The following is a 19,914-nucleotide window of genomic DNA, read 5'->3' as shown; positions in this document are numbered from 1 at the left end:
TCATAAATTCTGGCTTTTTACAAGTGCTTATTCCAGGATAATATTAATTGGCTGAAGATATAAAATAGCAAGATAATAAAAAAGTTTAGAAAATTTAAGTTACAATTAGGAGTAAGATGGGTTTGTACATTCAGCAACCGAAGTTTCATACGATATCAAACACCAGGCATTGTTCCTCAGGCTTGATATACCAGAGAAATGTGCTTTGCAATGAAGTTTATTGGACATTACTAATCATTAAATAATAGGAGATAAGGAAGGGTTTTTATTATGGAACAAAATAGAAACGGAAAGATTCTAAAGACTATTGGATTTACACTACTAATAGTGCTTTTCTCGGTACAGTTTTAGTGCTGATGATAAGCAGCGAAGAACGCTGGTTTGCTTACCTGATTCTTGCAGCATCCATCGGAGCCCTCGTGTTCCTGAGAAGAAAGAGTTTTTGGCATGGATGGAAAGTCATTCTCTGCTGGGTTATTGCAATTGCCATTGCATGGGCAGGTTTATTTGTGGGACAGCCTTTGATTGAGATTCAGCCTTATACATCTAAGTACCTGGAACTGCCCAGTGCTTCCTATCAGCTTTTGCTGAACAACGTAACACATTGTGGATACACGCACCGGTAATTTGACCACGAACATGAGCATCCTATGCGCAGATGGAGAAATCAAAGACATGGCACCCGCCGGTACGATTCAGGCGAGTCCGGATACGAAGGTTGTGGATGCCACCGGAAAATATGTAGTTCCCGGGTACCTCAATATGCATATGCATGTAGTAGGAGCTGAACATACCTCTGAAACATTGGATAGTATGCTGGCCGAGGGCATAACCGGATTCAGGCAGATGAGCGGATCTTACGAGCTTTTGAAAGAATGGCATTCCGGTGCCTTTTCCAGCTCCACCGATCAGCCGGCACTGCTGACAATGCCCGGCGATATTCTGACACCGATTAACGCGTCGACGCCTGAGATTGCCGCAGAGTTTGTACGCTTGCAAAAAGAGGAGGGAGCCGGCTTTATTAAGATTTGTAGAAAGAGCATTCGAACTTGATTAACAGCTTAAGCAGCAACAAGGGGCAAAGTGAAAACACTGCTTATCATCTCAAATAGAAAAAATGCCTGAAATATGAGAGAGCCGATAACCGCATAATAGGGTTATCGGCTTTGTGTCTGTATGGCTAAAATCACTGACATACGTTTATCAGCAGCCTCTCGGTTATGTCATTTGTTGCTGGTCTTCTTGATTAAGTCCACGCCATCGTATGCCAGACTTTCCACACTTGCAGACTTCTTCAATATGTAATGATCAAAAAAGTTCTTTGTATAGTCTGTAACAAGATTTCGCATTTCCATAGCATCCCGTTCGCCTCTTACTTTCTCATTAATACAGGTAAACACGATGTCGCAGTAATCTAAATGCCCAACACGATCAACAGAGAAATAATAGGTTTCCATACTATTGTTAACGCCAATTATTGCATTCATGTTATAGTTAGGTTCACAATACAATAGTAAGAAGGGTTTCTTAAGGTTGCTGCCCTGAAGGCCGAACGCACCGCTATCCAAGCCAATCCCGCAGACGAACCGGTCGTCGTCCCGGCAAACAATCGCCGTTGTTGGCCCTCCATAAGAATGTCCCACTATGCCCATGCCGATGTCAAGCAGCAATCTGCCCTTAAAGATGGAATTCATCTCTCCGGAGTCCAGTTTGTAAAGATAATCGGCTACATACCTTACATCTTCAGCCTGTAATTCACTATACTCTGTTAACTTGGAAAGTATCGGTAAGGTAAGCACGTTATGGCACATTTCGATGGCAGTTTTATCGTCAGGCGACATCTCCATTTTACCAGCCAACGCAAGCATCTTAGGATCTTCAGAAAACGCCATAATGACATCCGAAAAATCCTTTGATATATTAAACAGACGCCCATCTTTACGCTTATACATCGTGCTATTCTGATGGCCGATGCTTACCACAACATATCCCATGCTTGCCAAGTCTGTACAGAGCACTGTACCCCATTCCGGAGAACCGCCCCCGCCGCAAACATAGAATAAAACCGGATAGCGCGTTTCTTTCCCGGAGAGAGTAAGGTCGTCGTAACACTGGGTTTTGATGTCTATAGAGAAAACATCTTTTAAAACAGTGATAAGCGGCCGCTCATTAAACATCTCGTAGATTTCAGGAAACATGTACGTTGATGTAGTCTTACCCTCGCTGCTGTCAGACGGATAGTACACAAACGCTGTCAGTTCTCTTTTTGAGTGATTTGATGCCGTGTAATCAAAATCGATCTGGGTTCGTCCGACAGTATAGCTGCCAATTGGTTCTGGAAATCTGTCATAAGTTTTCATTTTCTTGTTCCTCCTTAATTAATAAAAGTGGCTTTTTGGCTTTCTTGAGATCGTTTACAATTTCAGAATATTTAGAATCTTCAAATAGCCCATGACCCATAAAGTCAGTAAAGTACTTGCTAATCTTATGTTGCAGCTTAGTGTCCTTAATATCGAACTCCCTAAAAAACATGATTAAATTAAACTGCATTGACTCAAACATAAAAGAAATCAGGTCGTCGTCAATATCAGGCCGGAGATAACCATCTACTCTCATTCGGCGTAAAAGGTCCTTGATTAAGGGGAATGTCTCGCCCTTTAGCACATTCAGATATATTTTAAGCAAAATGTACTCAGGAATGTGTAAAAATGTTTCAGTGAGTTTGATTTCCAGCTCATTCAGTGGTTCGGTCACAATGCCATTATCGTTCCCAAAAAGTCCAGTAAGGAAAAACTGGAAAAGGGAATCTTCATTACTGTTATTAAAATACGCAGCTCTTTTCTGGGTCACATTACGTATTAAAAGACAATAAAGGTCATCTTTGTCTTCAAAATACCGATAAAATGTTCCGGGGTGCATGGATAAACTATCCAAAACCATCTTCATAGTTATATCCTCGTAAAGATTATCAACAAAAAGATGCATTGCGCTATTATATATTTCCTCGCGCCTTGCTTCATCTAAACGAAAGAAAGTATTTTTGGGCATAGGTTATACTCCTCCTTAATGTATAGTGTGAATTCATTCACACTATACAATGAATTAATTCACATGTCAAGTAGTATTAAATATTATTAGCATTATAAAAAATTAAAACCTTACATAAAACATTATCCGATCAAGAGGAAACCTCATTCTTAAGAATATTGAGGTTGTCTATCAGTCTGGGATTTCCGTGGCAATAATCATGAATGGCACTTATGGCAACATTCCCCCAGCTAAGCTGGGGAGAATGAATAAACAGTAGCCCGGAGGGAAATAAAAAAGCCTCCTATGTTATAATGATAATGGTACATAGGAGGCATCCAATTGACAGTAAAGGTTTATCACATTGCAGGCCGAAACGCAGTAACAAATAGTGTTATACCAAAATACAGACTACGGCTTGCTTATTGAAAATTTATTTAACTTGTTTGGAGCATTTCATTATTTGGATTAACTTTTTTACTCAAAATATAAATTCCACTCCAGCCGAGCAATAATAACACCTGTGCCAGGACAACAAGCCATAATACCTGCGTGTACCCACCAATAATGCAAAATATAGTATTAACCAGAGGAAAACCCAGGAAAGTAAACATGATTGGAAAATCTTTTTTGTAATTCAAAGAGCTAACAAACCGACGATCCCAGAACTTAACGAAGGCTAACACTAAAACTCCCACTGTAATTACAGAAAGTGCAATCAACATTACCCATTGCATGTTAGAAGTTCTGGGGAAAAATGGTCCCATATAATTAAAGAAATTGGATATAGGTGAAACCAAACAAACCAGAGAAAGAATGGAAGCCAATACCGGATATAAATAACCAATTAGATTACTGTAGCCTTTCTTTTTATGCCACCATTCACCGATTAAAATAAAGGCAGTCCAGTATCCGGCTATATAAATCCATCCTGTAAAATTCATGACTGGTTCCCCATATATTACAGGTTCACCAGGGATCGGGTAATAACTCCACCTGCCAATGATTCCTTCCGAAGTTTGAAAAATCTGTTTTACTGCAACTGGATCCAATGAAAAGTCAAAAATCATAGCACTAAGTCCAGTAATGAATGGTTTCGTCCATGACGGTATATTTATCGTCTTCAAAATACGTAACGTTGAGTAAACGATAAGAAACTCGATAATTGGAACAGTTAATGGTATATTGCATATCATTAGGATACTGCGCCCATATGCGTAAAAACCTTCATTTCCCATAAGTCCCATAGATACCGCAACATTTTCAAAGGCTGCGGCGTAGAAAAAGACAAAACATATGAATTGCATTAATACTATCTTTGGACGCTCTTCGTTATTAATTATATAAAAAACCATTAAAGTGGCAATGATTAAAACTAAAATATCTTGAATAATCCATACAGGAACTATCGTTATATTTACCATTATTTGTACCTCCAGTTAAAATTATGATTGTGTTGAACGTTCAAATATATTATAATGATACAGTGTTACTTAATCAACAGGCAGTTCGATAACATTACGTTCGATATCTTACAAACCATATAATTATTGTTCGTTTACTGATTTATTAAGGGAGGATATTATGGCATACGAAAAAGCAGACCAACGAGTGAGATATACAAAGATGGTTATAAAAAACAGTTTACTGGAACTTATGAAAGAGCATCCTATCAGCAAAGTTACAGTTACAGATATATGCAAGAAAGCAAATATAAACCGCAATACTTTTTATTCGCATTATACGAATCAGTTCGAACTTTTATCAATTATAGAAGATGAGTTATATGAAGAAATCAGACAGGTTGTGGAACATACTATGAACCTTGAAGCGTCTGGAAAACTATCATATGAAATTTGCAAGTATATAAAAGCAAATAGTAACATATGTGAAGTATTATTTTCAGAGAATGGGGACAAAGAATTATTAGAACGTATTCTTTATATCAGCCACGATATAAATATTGAGAAATGGATGAAAGAAGTTAAATATTTTGATCAAAAATTATTTGATAAATGGTATACATTTACCGCATATGGCAGTATAGCCATAATAAAAAAGTGGGTTAATAGTGGAATGAAGGAAAGTCCCAGCAAAATTGCTGCTTTTATTGATAAAGCGACAGAAGCAGTATCGAAAGATTTCTATTAATGCACCCTCGCTTTGAAGAAGTAGCATTTATTAGTATCGGAATTTTTGTCTTCTTAAGGCATGTGGAGACGGGTAGTTATTCTTACTAAGAAAGCTCAGTAAATCAAAGAAATGCGGAATCATTGGGATAGCATTAAAGATATGGTTAATCAAATGTGTATTGCACATGAGTGGGCGGAGTTATTTCCTTTACTTGAATTTACGAAGAATTAGATAAATAAGAATATTGCAATAAAAAGCTTCTTCAAGTTTTGAAGAAGCTTTTTTTACGCATAATACATTATACATCATACCATAAGCTGTAATTAAAGTCTAGTAATTTTTTTGGTACGATGTACAATAAGGTTATAAGGGTTACTGTTCACTCCCCTGCAAAAAGCAGCAGTTCCGCGAACAATAACAGACTTCCGATGCACACAAAACGCGAAGACAGCGTTCCTACGCTGCAATTCTCCGGTTTTCTGGACAATACACTCACAAAAAACACGTCGCGCTTATTGGCCTGTGAACAGTAATTTATAAGGAACCTAATTCAAAGACATAATTAATGAACCAAAATGTATCAGCTTGTATGATAAAATTACAATTAAGAAAATTATAGTTAAGTATTATAACGATCTATAAGGTGTAAATAAGGGGAATATACATGAAGGTCAAACAAAAAGATAAGGAACATGCAACACATGGTGTATTAAGTAATTTTCGGTTTATGATCAAGGAGCAATGGATATTTGAGAAAAAACCGGTGTTTGTATGGATTTTACGTATTTTATCGGAATTAATCGTTTCATTAGTAGGAATTTATTTTCCTAAAGTAGTATTAGATTCCATTGGTCAGTCTGTTTCTGACAGTGAATTTTTATTTCGTATAGGTATCTTAACCGTGGTATTAATTATTTTCAGATATGCTGGTTTTTTCTCGGAACAAAGTGTGATTATTGGTGCGATACGAATCTTAAATATGCGGTTTTACATAGAAAAAGACTGGAAGTCCCTGGACATGGATTATAGCATAGCAATGTCAAAAGAGGGAAAAATGAAGATTGAAAAGGGGCATAGTGCCATAAACAGAAACGTGTACGTTAACATGGCATCCTACTATATCAATCTTGTAGAGTTCTTAAAGAGCATGCTGGGACTAATTTCATTTAGTACAGTTATTTTATTGCTAAATCCAATTGTTATATTAATATTGCTTGTTACATACTTGATTGATGGAATTGTTTCAATCAAAATACAGCAATGGGAGATTAGTGTTAAAGAAGAGAGAGCAGTTGTGAATCGACGTCTTGGTTATGTTTTAGACGATATCAGCAATTCACTTATGGCAAAAGATATAAAAATTTATAAAATGATGAATTGGATTAATGAAAACACCAGTAAGTATATTAATGAATTTAAAGAATTAGAAAGAAAAGTACAGAGAAAGTATACAAATCAGCAGCTGATCGAAGTTTTACTGGTATTTGTCCGTAATGGAGGGGCGTATCTTTATTTGTTATGGAGAATGTTCCATTCCAATATGACAATTGGTGATTTTACGCTATATTTTGGTGTAATAACTGGATTCGGGCAATGGTTAAGCCAAATCGTATCAAGAATCAGTGGTTTATCCAATGCCAATTATCGTGTGGATGATTATCGCTATTTGATTGAGACAAAGGATCATATGAAGAGAGAAAAGGGAGCTGCGATCCCAGATGTGAAGGCTCCATGTGAAATAAGTTTTGAAGACGTCAGTTTTCAATATGAGGGCAGTGATTATACCATACTGAATCATATCAATTTAACGATAAATAAAGGTGAGAAGCTTGCAGTTGTCGGGAATAACGGTGCCGGAAAGACTACTCTTATTAAGCTGGTTTGCGGATTGCTAGAACCGATATCAGGTAGAATTTTGTTCAATGGAATTGATATACGTGAGTATAATCGAGATGAATATTACAAGTTGATTAGTGCATCATTTCAGAATGTGTGTCTTCTTCCAATGAGTATAGCAAGAAACATTGGATATAACAACGATAGCAGCATCGACAAGGAAAAATTGCACAAGGCTGTAAAATTGTCAGGATTAAATGAAAAGATTAGATCGTTACCAAATGGTTTGGACACAGAATTGGTACCTTCTGTGATTGAGGGTGGAATTAACTTATCTGGTGGAGAAACACAGAAATTAATGCTGGCACGTGCCATATATAAGGAAGCTCCATTGATTATTCTGGATGAACCAACGGCTGCACTGGATCCGATTGCAGAACAGGAGATGTATTTAAAATATAATGATTTAACTAAAAATCGTACTGCAATCTATATTTCGCATCGGCTTTCGTCTACAAGATTCTGTGACCGCATTATACTGTTAGATCAGGGAACAATTGCAGAGAGCGGAACCCATGATGAATTAATGAAATTATCCGGAAAATATAAAGAACTATTTGAAATACAACGTCAATACTATAAGAGCGAAACCAAGGGGGTAGAAGAGTGAAAAGAAAGAAAGGGGAAAAAGTTAGTTTTTCAGAGAACATAAGTTTGATAAAACGAGCACTGTCCATAATTTCTGAACTATCGCCTAATATTTTAAAGAACAATGTGATGAAAGCATTCATTGATGCATTAACTCCTTATATCGCAATCTGTATGTCCTCTTTGATTATTGATGAATTAATCGGAGAGAGAAATCCTGCGATTTTGATCCGCTACGTTCTTATAACAACGGCAGGCACATTAATTTTTAATATATTATCTGTTTTTTTACTAGAAAAGATAAATATCAGGAATGTGTTATTTCATCATGAATTTAAAAAATATCTTAATAATATTAAGCAGAATTTAGATTACGCCAAAATGGAAGATCCAAAATATAATGAGCTGCATTCCAGGATTGTGGGCTCCATGTTTATGATAAATGGAGGTATTACCAGCGTTGCCCACTTGATTACAAGCCTTGTGGCCAATAGTATCTCATTGATAACTGCGGTTATTATCATTATAAGAGTGTTTATAAAAACCTCAGGAGAAATTAATAATTTTGCTTCATTGGGAGTTGGCTTGTCGTATACCATAATTGTTATCGGCTGTATCACATTAACTGTAAGGAATTCAAAAAAAGAAAGCGAAGAGGAATTTGGCCTTTACAAAAATTGTGCCACAAATCGTTATATTGATTATTACCATTTTAACTATATGGAAGATGATAAAGCAGCGAAAGACATACATATCTTTAACCAAAGAGATTTAATCATTGGTGAGATCCGAGATAAAGCACGTAAACCCTGGATGAATATTTTAATCAGAAGATCCAGACTGATACAAATGTATTTTGGTTCCAATATAATCATTGGGGCATTTATCGGAGGACTTACCTATGGTGTCATTGGTTTAAGAGCACTTAAAGGATATATCAGTTTAGGTAATGTATCACAAAGTTACGCATCCATCGTAATACTGATTTCTTCTATTCAGAATCTCTTTGTCTCTATGTCACAAATCATCAGCAACAATGATTATCTGAAAGTTTTGTATGAATATATCGATTTATCGAGTGTATCTTCAAAAGGCGAGAGGATACCAAAAGAACAAAGCGGCTTTACAATCGAATTTCATAATGTAAGTTTTAAGTATCCCTCTACAGATGAATATGCATTGAAGAATGTATCTTTTAAGATAACTTCAAACAGCCAGACAGCTATCGTTGGAGTTAATGGTTCTGGAAAAACTACAATGATTAAATTATTATGTGGATTTTACCAGCCCCAGGAAGGGTATATCACTTTGAATGGAATTAGTATCGAAAATTATAAGCGTGAAACATATCTTGAGTTATTTTCTGTTGTATTTCAGGATTTTAAAGTCTTTGCATTTCCAATGGGCGAAAATGTTGCAGCATCTGTTCATTATGACGAAAAGCGGGTATGGGATGCATTAAAGACGGCAGGTCTTAATGAGAAAGCTGAAAGTTTACCAAATAAGCTTGAACAGTACCTATATAAGAATGTAGATGTTGAGGGTGTGGATATATCAGGGGGAGAAGAACAAAAGCTTGCAATTGCAAGAGCTTTCTATAAGGATGCTCCATTCATTATTTTTGATGAGCCAACTGCAGCACTTGATCCCATTGCTGAATCAGAAATATATACAAAATTCAATCAGATTGTTGGTGAAAAAGCGGCCATATTTATTTCACATAGACTCTCATCCTGTAGATTCTGTGAAAGAATATTCGTATTTGATCAAGGGGGGATTATTCAGCGCGGAACACATGATGAACTTCTGAAAGATAGCAATGGAAAGTATTATGAGTTATGGAATGCTCAGGCACAATACTATCAATAATGTGATAGGAAGAATGCAGCTCTGAAATTGTATAATTACATAACATATAGCTACAATATGTGAGTTTCTATGATGTTTTTATATAATAAGCCCTGTTTTTTATTGTTTGACAGTATACTTTGCTTTACATTGTTAAAAACTGATGCTAGAATAGAAATATAATCAGAAGAAGCTTGTAATTTACCGGAATTAACAAATAACAATTGTAAGGAGGCTAAGCATTGCTTAAAGTACTAATTGTTGATGATGAAGTAAAAGTATGTCAATTGATTTTACATCTCGTTGACTGGGAAGTTATGAATTTAGAAGTTGTAGATATCTTACATGATGGCCAGACTGCTTTGGAATATATCATTGAAAATAAACCTGACATTGTTATTTCGGATATCCGGATGCCAAATTGCGATGGCCTTGAGATGATAAAACAAGCAAAGGGAGCCTATCCGGATATTAGCTTTATTATTATCAGCGGATACAGTAATTTTGAATATGCCCAAAATGCAATTCATTACGGAGTACAGGATTATTTGCTTAAACCTTTGAGAAAAGAAGAACTGGTAAACACACTTATTAAAATAAAAGAAAAGCATTATAATATATTGGAGCAGCAGATCGAGCAGAACAAATGGAAATCTCTTGCGGAGAGTTCCAGTGAAAAAGTGAAAAAATCACTTATCGCAGATCTGATATTGAATCCGGAAAAGATAAATTTAAATAATATCGAGGAGTTTAATAAAGAGTATCATACTCATTTTATAGAAGGTTATTATACAGTATTAAAAATTCAGCCGTTCATCCGAGGCAAGCGCTTAAGTGATGAAGAGCGTGACATGGCATTAACGAAAATACAGCAAATGCTGAAAGAACGGTTAACAAAATATTGCCAGGAAATTATTTTTATGGAATATGAAGACAGTATTATTTTAATTATTAATGTAAATGAGCCCTCTCTTTTTGAAGTGAAAAAGCAATTGAAGAAAATGAGACTCGACATTATTAATTTAAAGAGTATATTCCGGGAACTTAAGGTATATATAGGAATCGGTTCCGTCATTGATAACCTGAAAGAATTAACAAGTTCTTTGGGACAGGCCCAAGAAGCCATTTTTAACAGATTATCGGGACAGGAAAAATATATTATTGAGTATCAGGATAGAAAGGAAGATAAAAGAGAAGTAAGCGATATTGTAGATGTTCAGATGAAAAACGATCTGCGCGGTAATCTGGAAAGGTTTAATCCGGATGGGATTTCAAATATATTACAAGAGCTGAAAATCCGGGTGCTTCCTTACAGCACAAATGGAAAATTAGTATTTGACTGCTATATGGAAGTCATTGGTATTATAGTCTATGGTTTTAAAGACTTTAGCAGTGAGTTTGTTATTCCGCCTGTATCATATTATGAAAAATTATATGAGACCTATTTTTCACCGGACGATGTTTTTAACGGGCTGGAAAAAGAAATTAATGAACTGCTGGAACGATATCGTGAAAGTATAAAACTGGCTGAAACGAAACCAATACGTCTGGCAAAGCAATATATTAACGATAATTACAATTTAGCATTAAGTTTAGAAAGCATCAGTGCACAAATAGGGTTTAATCCTGCCTACTTTTCTTCACTTTTTAAGAAGGAAACCGGGAAAAACTTTATGGAATATGTTATGGAAATCCGCGTTCAAAATGCAAAGAATTTTCTTGCATCAACGAACCGGTCACTGATTGATATTTCAACGGAAGTCGGATACTCTGATTTTAAATATTTTTCAAAGGTTTTTAAAAGGATTACAGGCTTAACCCCGTCGGAATACCGTAAATTATATCGTTAGCAGGTGGATGAATGAAAAAGGAGTATGAAACATTTTCCAAACAAATTTTTCTTGTTGTTTTTATTTTATTTGCAATGGTAATAACGTTGAGCTTTTCTTTTCTTATCGTATTATACCAATATCAAATAATTGATTCTAAAGTATTTTGGGGGAGTACCTTTTTTATTATTCTTTTATTCAGCTTTCTCGTATATGTATTTGAGCATAAAATCATGTTGCCTTATCTGCGAAAAATAAATAAATTTAAAAAGTTTAAGGATGGATTAATCTATGAAGAATTATTTGAGGAAGACTATCAAATTGTTCCGGAGTTACAAGAGGTTTTACAGCGATTGCATAATATGTTAGATAAACAAAGTGCAATTAAAATCTCTACAAAACAGGCAGAATATCTAGCTTTACAGAATCAGATCAATCCACATTTTCTTTATAATACGTTAGATGCTATCCGGGGTGATGCGTTATGTGCCGGCAAGGAGGATATTGCTAATATAACAGAAGCACTTTCGAAATTTTTTCGCTATACGATTACGGAAACAGAAAATTTGGTAACGCTTGAAAGTGAAATAGAAAACGTAGAAAATTATTTCGCAATACAGGAATACCGATTTGGGGAAAAATTAAAAATAGTTTTTAATTTACCGGAGAAACAGCAAGATATTTTGCAATTAAAGATTCCTAAATTAACATTGCAGCCAATTATTGAAAACGCTATTTTTCATGGACTTGAAAAAAAGTCAAATGCCGGAGTAGTTGTTTTAGATTTTGAACTATCGGATACAAAATTCTATATCAGTATTAAAGATGACGGGGTCGGAATTCCGGAAGATAAACTGGAAGAACTCAATGCTAAACTTGAGCGGGTATCCGTAAGTTATGTAAATGACGACCGCGGTAAAAGCGGAGGAATAGCACTTAAAAATGTATGCCGCAGGATAAAACTTTTATTTGGGGAAGAATATGGTATACATGTATATAGTTTGCCGGGAATGGGGACGGATGTTCGAATTACGATCCCGAATATTCATTCAGAAGGAAGCAGATCGTGAAGAAAGAATTGTTATTTGTAGAAAACGGAAGTATTTTTAATAATGGCGTGGAGATTATTAAAAGTCTCTATTTTAATCTGTTTCATGGTGACAGTCTTGGATTTGTATTTGATAATGCTTTGGAAAAAAATATTTTGGTAGATTTTCTCAAAGGTAAGAAACCGCTGCAAACAGGGAAGATTGCCTTTGAGAATAACAAAATTTCGACAGAAAATTATGAGAAATGTTTTGAAAACAATATTTCTGTTATTGAGCGCACCAGTAAATTAATACGATCCTTAAGTGTAGAGGAAAACATTTTTTTATTCTCTTCTTATGTACCTCGCTATTTTGTAAGTAAGCATGCCTTTGAGATACCAATAAAAGAAATCGAAAATAAGTTGGGTATCAATCTTCGAAAATATAATTCACCCGTTTCACTTTCAGAAAAAGACAGAGTCATTCTTGAGATGGTAAAAGCTTTTGCGGAAAGGAAAAAAATTATTGCCTTTTCAAATATAACAAGCTTTTTAAAAGAACCGGAATTAGATGAAGTTTATACAATGATGAAAAAAATGCGGCAGTTTGAGATGTCTTTTCTTATCATAGAGGCTTTTGATGAAATTATTTTCCGTTGGTCAGATAATTTTGTTATTATCAAACATGGTAAAACAATGGGAATCGTAAATTCAAAAAATGTACAGAGTGATAAGGTTTTTGAAATGCTTCTCAGAGATGAAACAGAGAAAAAAAATCCGGTTGCGCCAGTAAATAATGTAGAATATGATGAATGGACATCAGAGATAGAGTTTGATCATGTTTCTACGGAAGTGCTTCATAAATTCTCTTTTACGGTTGGACGCGGCGAAGTTGTTAAAATTTATTATATGGATGACGCAAGCGGGAATCATATATTGGAATTATTAAAAGGAGAAAGAAAAGCTGAGAGTGGCAATATACGGATAGAAGGAGAATGCTATTCTGTCAGTAATATGAGCCAGGCTATTAAGCGGGGAGTAGGATTTATTGAAGAATTTGCTTATGAAAACAAACTGTTAGGTAATTTGACTGCTTTTGAAAATATTAGTTTGCTTTTAGGCGAAAAAGTTCCTATGTTTTGGCTACGCAGACGGTTCAGAAAAAATATTAGAAATTTTTTGGATGCGGCTTTTGATGCAGCAGATTTGGACAAGAAACCAGAGGAAATTCAACCTGTGGATTTACAACGAATGGCTTATTATAAATGGTATCTGTATAATCCCAAAGTAGTCGTCTGCATAAGGCCCTTTGCACAGGAAGATGTGCATGTAAGGGAAACTACGGTTCTAATGATTGAAATGCTGAGAAATCGTGGAATTACGGTTATCATTCTATTATCGGCGTTCTCGGAAATTGATTTGGTTGACGGGGAAAATATATTTGTACACAATGGTACTGTAATCGATGAAGACGGAGTATATCAATTTTTATATGGCGGAAAATAAGATATAGGTATTTATCACAAATAAATACCTGTATCTTATTTTTTTTTAGCGAGAATTAAGTTCTAAAAATAGTCGACTACTTCTAAAGATAGAAAGTTGTATAATAACGTAGTTAAGGGTATCCTGTTATTGTAATAAATCACAACAAAAGTATCAGGAGGGTTTAACATGAGAAGGAAAGTATTAAGCTTATTGTTATGTGGTGCAATGATTATATCATTGTCAGCTTGCGGAGATAATTCTTCTACCGGAGAAAATGCAGGTAAGGGAACACAGGATGGGGTGCAGGAGACATCGCAGGAAGCAGGAGGAAAGGATTCAAAGGATTTACCGATTTTAGGTGCCGGTATCTATTCCGCTTCGGATAATTTCAATTCCTATATTGGAAAAAGTATTGTTAACGCATCGGACGGTATTTTTAAGACTAATATTGAAGACGGGCAAAACGATCAATCGACACAAACAAATCAGGTTGATACCATGATTGCAAAAGGGGCAAAGGTAATTGCCTTATCTGTTTGTGATACAACAGCAGCTCCGGCGCTGATTGAAAAAGTAAAAGCAGCTGGTAACCTGCCAATTATTTTCTTTAATAAAGAAATAACTGATGAAGGTGTTATTGATTCCTATGAGAATGCATATCAGGTTACTTCAACCGGAGGAGATTATGGAGCAGCCATTGAAGGGCAGATGGTTGCTGATGCATGGAAAGCAAATCCCGATATGGATAAGAACGGGGACGGAAAGCTCCAGCTGGTCAATTTAATGGGTGATCCGGGACATACCGCTTCCCAGCCCAGAGCAGATTATGTAAAAAGTACAATTGAAGATGCAGGAATTGAAATTGACTTACTTGCCGAAGATACCGGTATGTGGGTGACAGCAACAGCAAAAGATAAAATGGATGCATGGATTTCCAAATACGGTGATGAGATTGAATGTATTGTAGCGGCAAATGACGCAATGGCTCTGGGAGCATTGACCTCTATCGAGGCAGCCGGATATAACATGAAAGGAACAGAAAGTGAAAAATATATTCCGATTATTGGAATTGATGCTCTTCCGGAGATGTTAGATAAAATAGAAAGCGGAGAAGTAATGGGTTCCGTACTGCAGGATGCTAAGACCCAGGGACAGGTTATTGTGAAGATGGCCGAAAACTTAATCAATGGAAAAGATGCCTGTGATGGTATGGATTTCAAGTTAGATGAAGCAAAAGCAGTTCGTGTCCCTTATCAGGCGATTACGAAAGAAAATCTTGATGTAGCAAAATCTACGTACGCGAAATAAATCTAAATTAAATATAGGGCATACGTAATAAATGAACGTGTGTCCTATATTTGCAGAAAAGAGGGTTAAACATGTCCAAAAGCAGGGAAAACAATAATAATAAAACTCCAGACATTGTTAAAAAAGGTGAATACCTGTTAGAAATGAAAGGAATCAGTAAGGAGTTCCCGGGTGTAAAGGCTTTAGATCATGTCAGCTTTCATTTACGCTGGGGTTCGGTTCATTCTTTAATGGGTGAAAATGGTGCGGGAAAATCAACGCTGATGAAATGTTTGTTTGGAATTTATTCTAGTGATAGCGGAGAAATTTTACTTAACGGGAAAAATATAAAATTTTCCAATCCGGCAGAAGCTTTGCATAATCAGGTTTCTATGGTTCATCAGGAGCTTAATCAGGTACTATATCAGACTGTTATGGAAAATGTATGGCTGGGACGCTATCCGATGAAAAACGGCCTGGTTGATGAAAAGAAAATGTACGAAGATACTAAAGTTATTTTTAACGATTTAGATATTGATATTGATCCTAAAGTTAGAATCGGAACACTTCAGGTTTCGCAGAAACAAATGATAGAGATAGCAAAAGCGGTATCCTATCATGCAAAAGTAATTGTAATGGACGAACCAACGTCCTCATTAACAGATAAGGAAGTTGAACATTTATTTAGAATCATTGATAAATTGAAAAAAAATGACACAAGTATTATATATATATCCCATAAAATGGAAGAAATTTTGAGGATTTCCGATGAAGTAACCATTATGCGGGATGGAAAATGGATAGCGACAAAACCAGCTAAGGAATTATCGATTGATGCTATTATTAAAATGATGGTGGGAAGAGAATTGACGAACCGTTACCCGGTTAGAAATAGCAGTATCGGCGGTGTGTTGCTGGAAGTTAAGGATCTTTCTTCCTTTGCACCGGCAATTAAGGAAGTAAATTTCCAACTACATGAAGGTGAAATTTTAGGTGTTGCCGGATTGGTAGGAGCAGGCCGGACCGAATTATTGGAAACTCTTTTTGGCATCAGGAGAATAGGGAAGGGTGAAATTCTTTTTAACGGAAAAAAAATAGATAACAGTACACCGATTAAGGCTATGAAGAACAGATTTGCAATGCTCACGGAAGAACGGCGCGCAGATGGGATTTTTGCAACACTTAGTGTTGCATTTAATACAATTATTGCGAATGTAGGGAATTATTCGAATAGAATAGGAGTACTTAATAATAAATTGATTCAGCAGGATGTTACAAAAATGATTCAAGCTATGAATGTTAAAACACCTTCGGGAAAAACCTTTATCGGTAATTTATCCGGAGGCAATCAGCAGAAAGTAATACTTGGCCGTTGGCTGCTGACCAATCCTGACATATTGCTGCTGGACGAACCTACCAGGGGCATTGATGTCGGAGCCAAATTTGAAATATATCAATTAATCAATCAGTTGGCGGAACAGGGAAAAGGAGTGATTATTGTAAGCTCTGAAATGCCTGAATTACTTGGAATTTGTGACAGAATCTTAGTCATGAGCAATGGCAGACAGTCAGGATTATTTGAGGCAAAAAGCACTTCCCAGGTAGAGATTATGAGCTCATCAGCAAAATACGTATAGCAATGGAGGAATTTAACATGAGTAGTTTAAGTAAAGGTATAGAGAGAAAAAACATAAATATAAAAGAACTATTGGCTCAAAAAGCCATGTATGTTGTTTTAATAGGGCTATTAATATTGATTGCTGCATTTGAACCTAAATTTTTATCTTTGAATAATTTTACTAATATTTTTTCCCAATCCTCAACAAGAATAATCATTGCTCTAGGCTCGGCAATGGTGCTAATCGTACAGGGGGTAGATTTATCGGCGGGACGTATGATTGGATTTGCAGCGGTTGTTTCAGCGTCTCTGATGCAGCAGGTTACTTATGCATACAGAATGTATCCAAATCTTGCAGAGCTTCCAATCATTGTACCTTTTCTGGTGGTTATGGCTGTCTGCGCAATCGCAGGAATGCTTTCCGGTATTGTGGTTTCAAAATGTAAGGTGCCACCTTTTGTAGCTACGTTAGCGATGCAGTTGGTGCTCTATGGATTAGCATCCATTTATTTTGACCGTCCTCCCTATGGAGCACAGCCAATCGGCGGAATTGATTATAAATTTACTAAAATAGCGACTGGTTCTATTGGTATTGGAAGTTTTAGAATTCCTTATTTAATTATTATTGCAATTATAATAGCTGCCATTATCTGGGTATTATGGAACAAGACGAAATTCGGTAAATATATGTATGCGGTCGGAGGTAATCCGGAGGCAGCAAAAGTATCGGGGGTTAATGTAGACCGCATCCAGATTCTTGTATATACATTAGCAGGCGCAATGTATGCTTTTGCCGCTACCCTTGAAGTTGCACGTATCGGCAGTGCATCGAATACAACCGGTAACGGATATGAATTAGATGCGGTTGCGGCAGCCGTAGTAGGAGGAGTTTCCCTTACCGGTGGAATCGGAAGTGTGGGAGGGGTACTGATTGGAGTTCTTATCTTTACGGTAATTAACTATGGTTTGGCATTTATCGGAGTTAATATGTATTGGCAATATATAGTGAAAGGTTTAATTATTTTATTTGCCGTAATTCTTGATATGAGAAAATATACGAAGAAAAAATAATATGATTATGGAGGTATCTAATATGCGTGATGTGGTAAAAAATACGAAATTAACGGAAGACTGCAGTAAAGAAGATATTAAAAGGTTTGTAGACGAGATTATTCCACAGTTAACCCTGGATGAAAAAATAGGGATTATGTCCGGTCAGTCGACAGAAGAAAAATTAATGGATGACTTATTTGTAATCGAACATTATAATATGAAACCGTATCCTACGAAGGTCATAGACAGATTAGGGTTACCTAATGTACGTTTTGTAGATGGGCCAAGAGGAGTGGTTGCAGGTTCCTCCACCTGTTTTCCGGTATCCATGGCCAGAGGTGCATCGTTTGACAGGGAACTGGAAGAAAAAATAGGAGAAGTAATAGGAGCCGAGATACGGGCACAGGGAGGTAATTATTTCGGCGGTGTATGCATTAATTTGCCGCGTAATCCAAGATGGGGACGGGCCCAGGAATGTTACGGCGAAGACCAGTATCATCTTGGAGAAATGGGTGCGGCGCTTACCAAAGGGGTGCAGAGCCAAAATGTTATGGCCTGTATCAAGCATTTTGCCATGAACAGTATTGAAAATGCCCGTTTTAAAGCCGATGTTTTTGCAGACAAGAGAACGCTTCACGAAGTTTATCTTCCGCATTTTAAACGTTGTATAGAAGCAGGTGCGGCATCCGTAATGGGTGCTTACAATAAAGTATACGGTGACCAGGCATCAGAAAGTAAACTCTTATTAAAAGATATTCTAAGGACAATGTGGGGATTTGAGGGATTCACTTTATCTGACTTTATCTGGGCAGTGAAAGATGCTGTTAAGGCGGTACAAAATGGAATGAATATAGAAATGCCAAGCCTTCTCTGTTATGTGAATCAATTACCGGATGCAGTAGCGGAAGGAAGAATTGACGAAAAAGATATTGACGAGGCGGTTGGGTATATTTTAAGAACCATCCTTTATTTTGAAACCAGAAAAGATCCTAAGGGATATAAAGCGGATTGTATTGCTTCTGCAGAACATATTGCTGTCGCCAGGAGAGCGGCTGAGGAATCCATGGTTCTGCTAAAAAATGAAGGAAATATTCTTCCGTTTCATTCGGAAAAAACAAACCGTATTGTGGTTCTGGGTGTCTTAGGAAATACAGAAAATATCGGAGATCATGGTTCCAGTAAAGTTCATCCCTGGTATACGGTTACTCCTTTGCGCGGTTTGATGAGAAAAATGCCGACAGCAGAAATTCTTTATCATGACGGAAATGATTTGGAAAAAGCAAGATCCCTTGCGAAAGAAGCGGACGCGGTGATTATTGTGGCAGGATATATTCATTCGGATGAAGGAGAATTTCTTGCCGACCGGAGTGATATTGCAGAGATGGGCGGAGACCGGGCATCTATGAGACTGCATAAAAGGGATATTGATTTAATAAAAGGATTAAAGGGTGTTAATCCGAATACCGTCGTATCACTGGTGGGGAGCAGCGCCATTCTTATTGACGAATGGGAGCAGGATGTATCGGCAATACTGTTTTCTTTCTATAGTGGTATGGAAGGCGGCAATGCCCTGGCAGATATTTTATTTGGGGACGTATGCCCCAGCGGTAAACTTCCGTATACGGTAGCCTATAAAGAAGACGATTATCCGGAGTTTGACCCGGATTGTACCAGCATAACTTATGAATATTATCACGGATATGCGAAAATGGAAAAAGAGAATAAAAATGTACTCTATCCATTTGGTTATGGACTGTCTTATACCACATTCGACATTAGTGCTCCGCAGATTTCCAGCTTTAATAATAAGGCAAAAATAACGGTAACAGTGAAAAATACCGGCAGCAGAAAAGGTGCGGAAATCGTACAGTTATATGTGGGATGTGAGGAAAGTTCGGTAGACAGACCGGTAAAGGTACTAAAAGATTTTGCAAGAATTGAGTTGAATCCGGGCGAAGAGAGAGAAGTGTGTCTTCAGGTTTCACAAGAGAACATGGCATATTTTGACGAGACTAAAAATGAATTTGTACAAGAGGATATCGTATATGTTGCTTATATTGGAAATTGCAGCAGAATGAAAGATCTTCAGTCGGTAAAATTTACTTTTAGGTAGTTGCATG

The 19,914-nt window shown here is 36.6% G+C and carries 15 protein-coding genes; 12 read left to right on the top strand and 3 right to left on the bottom strand.

What is annotated here, in order from left to right:
* Positions 1-356 precede the first annotated feature (356 nt).
* Positions 357-626 carry a hypothetical protein gene (locus RBU59_RS13585; RefSeq protein ID WP_308148398.1) on the top strand — a complete coding sequence of 90 codons (270 nt, stop codon included), beginning with the start codon at positions 357-359 and terminating at the stop codon, positions 624-626.
* A gap of 13 nt (positions 627-639) precedes the next feature.
* Positions 640-1,053 (top strand): hypothetical protein, encoded by a 414-nt coding sequence (locus RBU59_RS13580; protein WP_308148397.1) that lies wholly within the window; start codon positions 640-642, stop codon positions 1,051-1,053.
* Between the two features lie 170 nt (positions 1,054-1,223).
* Here the strand turns inward: RBU59_RS13580 and RBU59_RS13575 are convergent, their stop codons facing one another.
* The 3 genes from RBU59_RS13575 to RBU59_RS13565 form a co-directional block, all read right to left on the bottom strand.
* On the bottom strand, positions 1,224-2,360 hold the full coding sequence (locus RBU59_RS13575) for an alpha/beta hydrolase (protein ID WP_308148396.1): 1,137 nt from the start codon (positions 2,358-2,360) through the stop codon (positions 1,224-1,226).
* A complete protein-coding gene (locus RBU59_RS13570) occupies positions 2,347-3,048 on the bottom strand; it encodes a TetR/AcrR family transcriptional regulator (protein ID WP_308148395.1) in 702 nt (233 codons plus the stop codon). The genes RBU59_RS13575 and RBU59_RS13570 overlap by 14 nt, the downstream gene beginning before the upstream one ends.
* A 416-nt stretch (positions 3,049-3,464) precedes the next feature.
* Positions 3,465-4,451: a carotenoid biosynthesis protein gene (locus RBU59_RS13565; RefSeq protein WP_308148394.1), complete on the bottom strand. Its 987-nt coding sequence runs from the start codon at positions 4,449-4,451 to the stop codon at positions 3,465-3,467.
* A gap of 160 nt (positions 4,452-4,611) precedes the next feature.
* Here RBU59_RS13565 and RBU59_RS13560 point away from each other — a divergent pair, with 160 nt between their 5' ends.
* The 10 genes from RBU59_RS13560 to RBU59_RS13515 all read left to right on the top strand — a co-directional run bounded on the left by RBU59_RS13560 (position 4,612) and on the right by RBU59_RS13515 (position 19,907).
* Positions 4,612-5,178, top strand: coding sequence for a TetR/AcrR family transcriptional regulator (locus RBU59_RS13560; protein WP_308148393.1), 567 nt, complete (start codon positions 4,612-4,614; stop codon positions 5,176-5,178).
* Positions 5,179-5,824: 646 nt separating this feature from the next.
* Complete coding sequence (locus RBU59_RS13555) at positions 5,825-7,666, top strand: ABC transporter ATP-binding protein (RefSeq protein WP_308148392.1); 1,842 nt, start codon at positions 5,825-5,827, stop codon at positions 7,664-7,666.
* The gene (locus RBU59_RS13550; RefSeq protein ID WP_308148391.1) at positions 7,663-9,513 is read left to right on the top strand and encodes an ABC transporter ATP-binding protein; all 1,851 of its coding nucleotides are present in this window, start codon (positions 7,663-7,665) and stop codon (positions 9,511-9,513) included. Before RBU59_RS13555 ends, RBU59_RS13550 begins: the two co-directional genes overlap by 4 nt.
* A gap of 221 nt (positions 9,514-9,734) precedes the next feature.
* On the top strand, positions 9,735-11,342 hold the full coding sequence (locus RBU59_RS13545; protein WP_308148390.1) for a response regulator: 1,608 nt from the start codon (positions 9,735-9,737) through the stop codon (positions 11,340-11,342).
* Positions 11,343-11,353: 11 nt separating this feature from the next.
* The gene (locus RBU59_RS13540; RefSeq protein WP_308148389.1) at positions 11,354-12,391 is read left to right on the top strand and encodes a sensor histidine kinase; all 1,038 of its coding nucleotides are present in this window, start codon (positions 11,354-11,356) and stop codon (positions 12,389-12,391) included.
* Positions 12,388-13,854, top strand: coding sequence for an ATP-binding cassette domain-containing protein (locus tag RBU59_RS13535; RefSeq protein WP_308148388.1), 1,467 nt, complete (start codon positions 12,388-12,390; stop codon positions 13,852-13,854). The genes RBU59_RS13540 and RBU59_RS13535 overlap by 4 nt, the downstream gene beginning before the upstream one ends.
* Before the next feature lie 168 nt (positions 13,855-14,022).
* A complete protein-coding gene (locus RBU59_RS13530) occupies positions 14,023-15,144 on the top strand; it encodes a galactose ABC transporter substrate-binding protein (protein WP_308148387.1) in 1,122 nt (373 codons plus the stop codon).
* A 71-nt stretch (positions 15,145-15,215) separates the two neighbouring features.
* Positions 15,216-16,760, top strand: a complete 1,545-nt coding sequence (locus RBU59_RS13525) for a sugar ABC transporter ATP-binding protein (protein ID WP_330698543.1) — start codon at positions 15,216-15,218, stop codon at positions 16,758-16,760.
* Between the two features lie 17 nt (positions 16,761-16,777).
* Positions 16,778-17,812 (top strand): galactose/methyl galactoside ABC transporter permease MglC, encoded by a 1,035-nt coding sequence (gene mglC / locus RBU59_RS13520; RefSeq protein ID WP_308148386.1) that lies wholly within the window; start codon positions 16,778-16,780, stop codon positions 17,810-17,812.
* A gap of 22 nt (positions 17,813-17,834) precedes the next feature.
* Complete coding sequence (locus RBU59_RS13515; protein ID WP_308148385.1) at positions 17,835-19,907, top strand: beta-glucosidase family protein; 2,073 nt, start codon at positions 17,835-17,837, stop codon at positions 19,905-19,907.
* The last annotated feature ends 7 nt before the right edge of the window (positions 19,908-19,914 follow it).

It is taken from the genome of Anaerocolumna sp. MB42-C2 (assembly GCF_030913705.1).
Taxonomy (GTDB): domain Bacteria; phylum Bacillota; class Clostridia; order Lachnospirales; family Lachnospiraceae; genus Anaerocolumna.
Note: the sequence above shows the minus strand (reverse complement) of the source record. Positions and strands in the feature narration are given on the sequence as shown.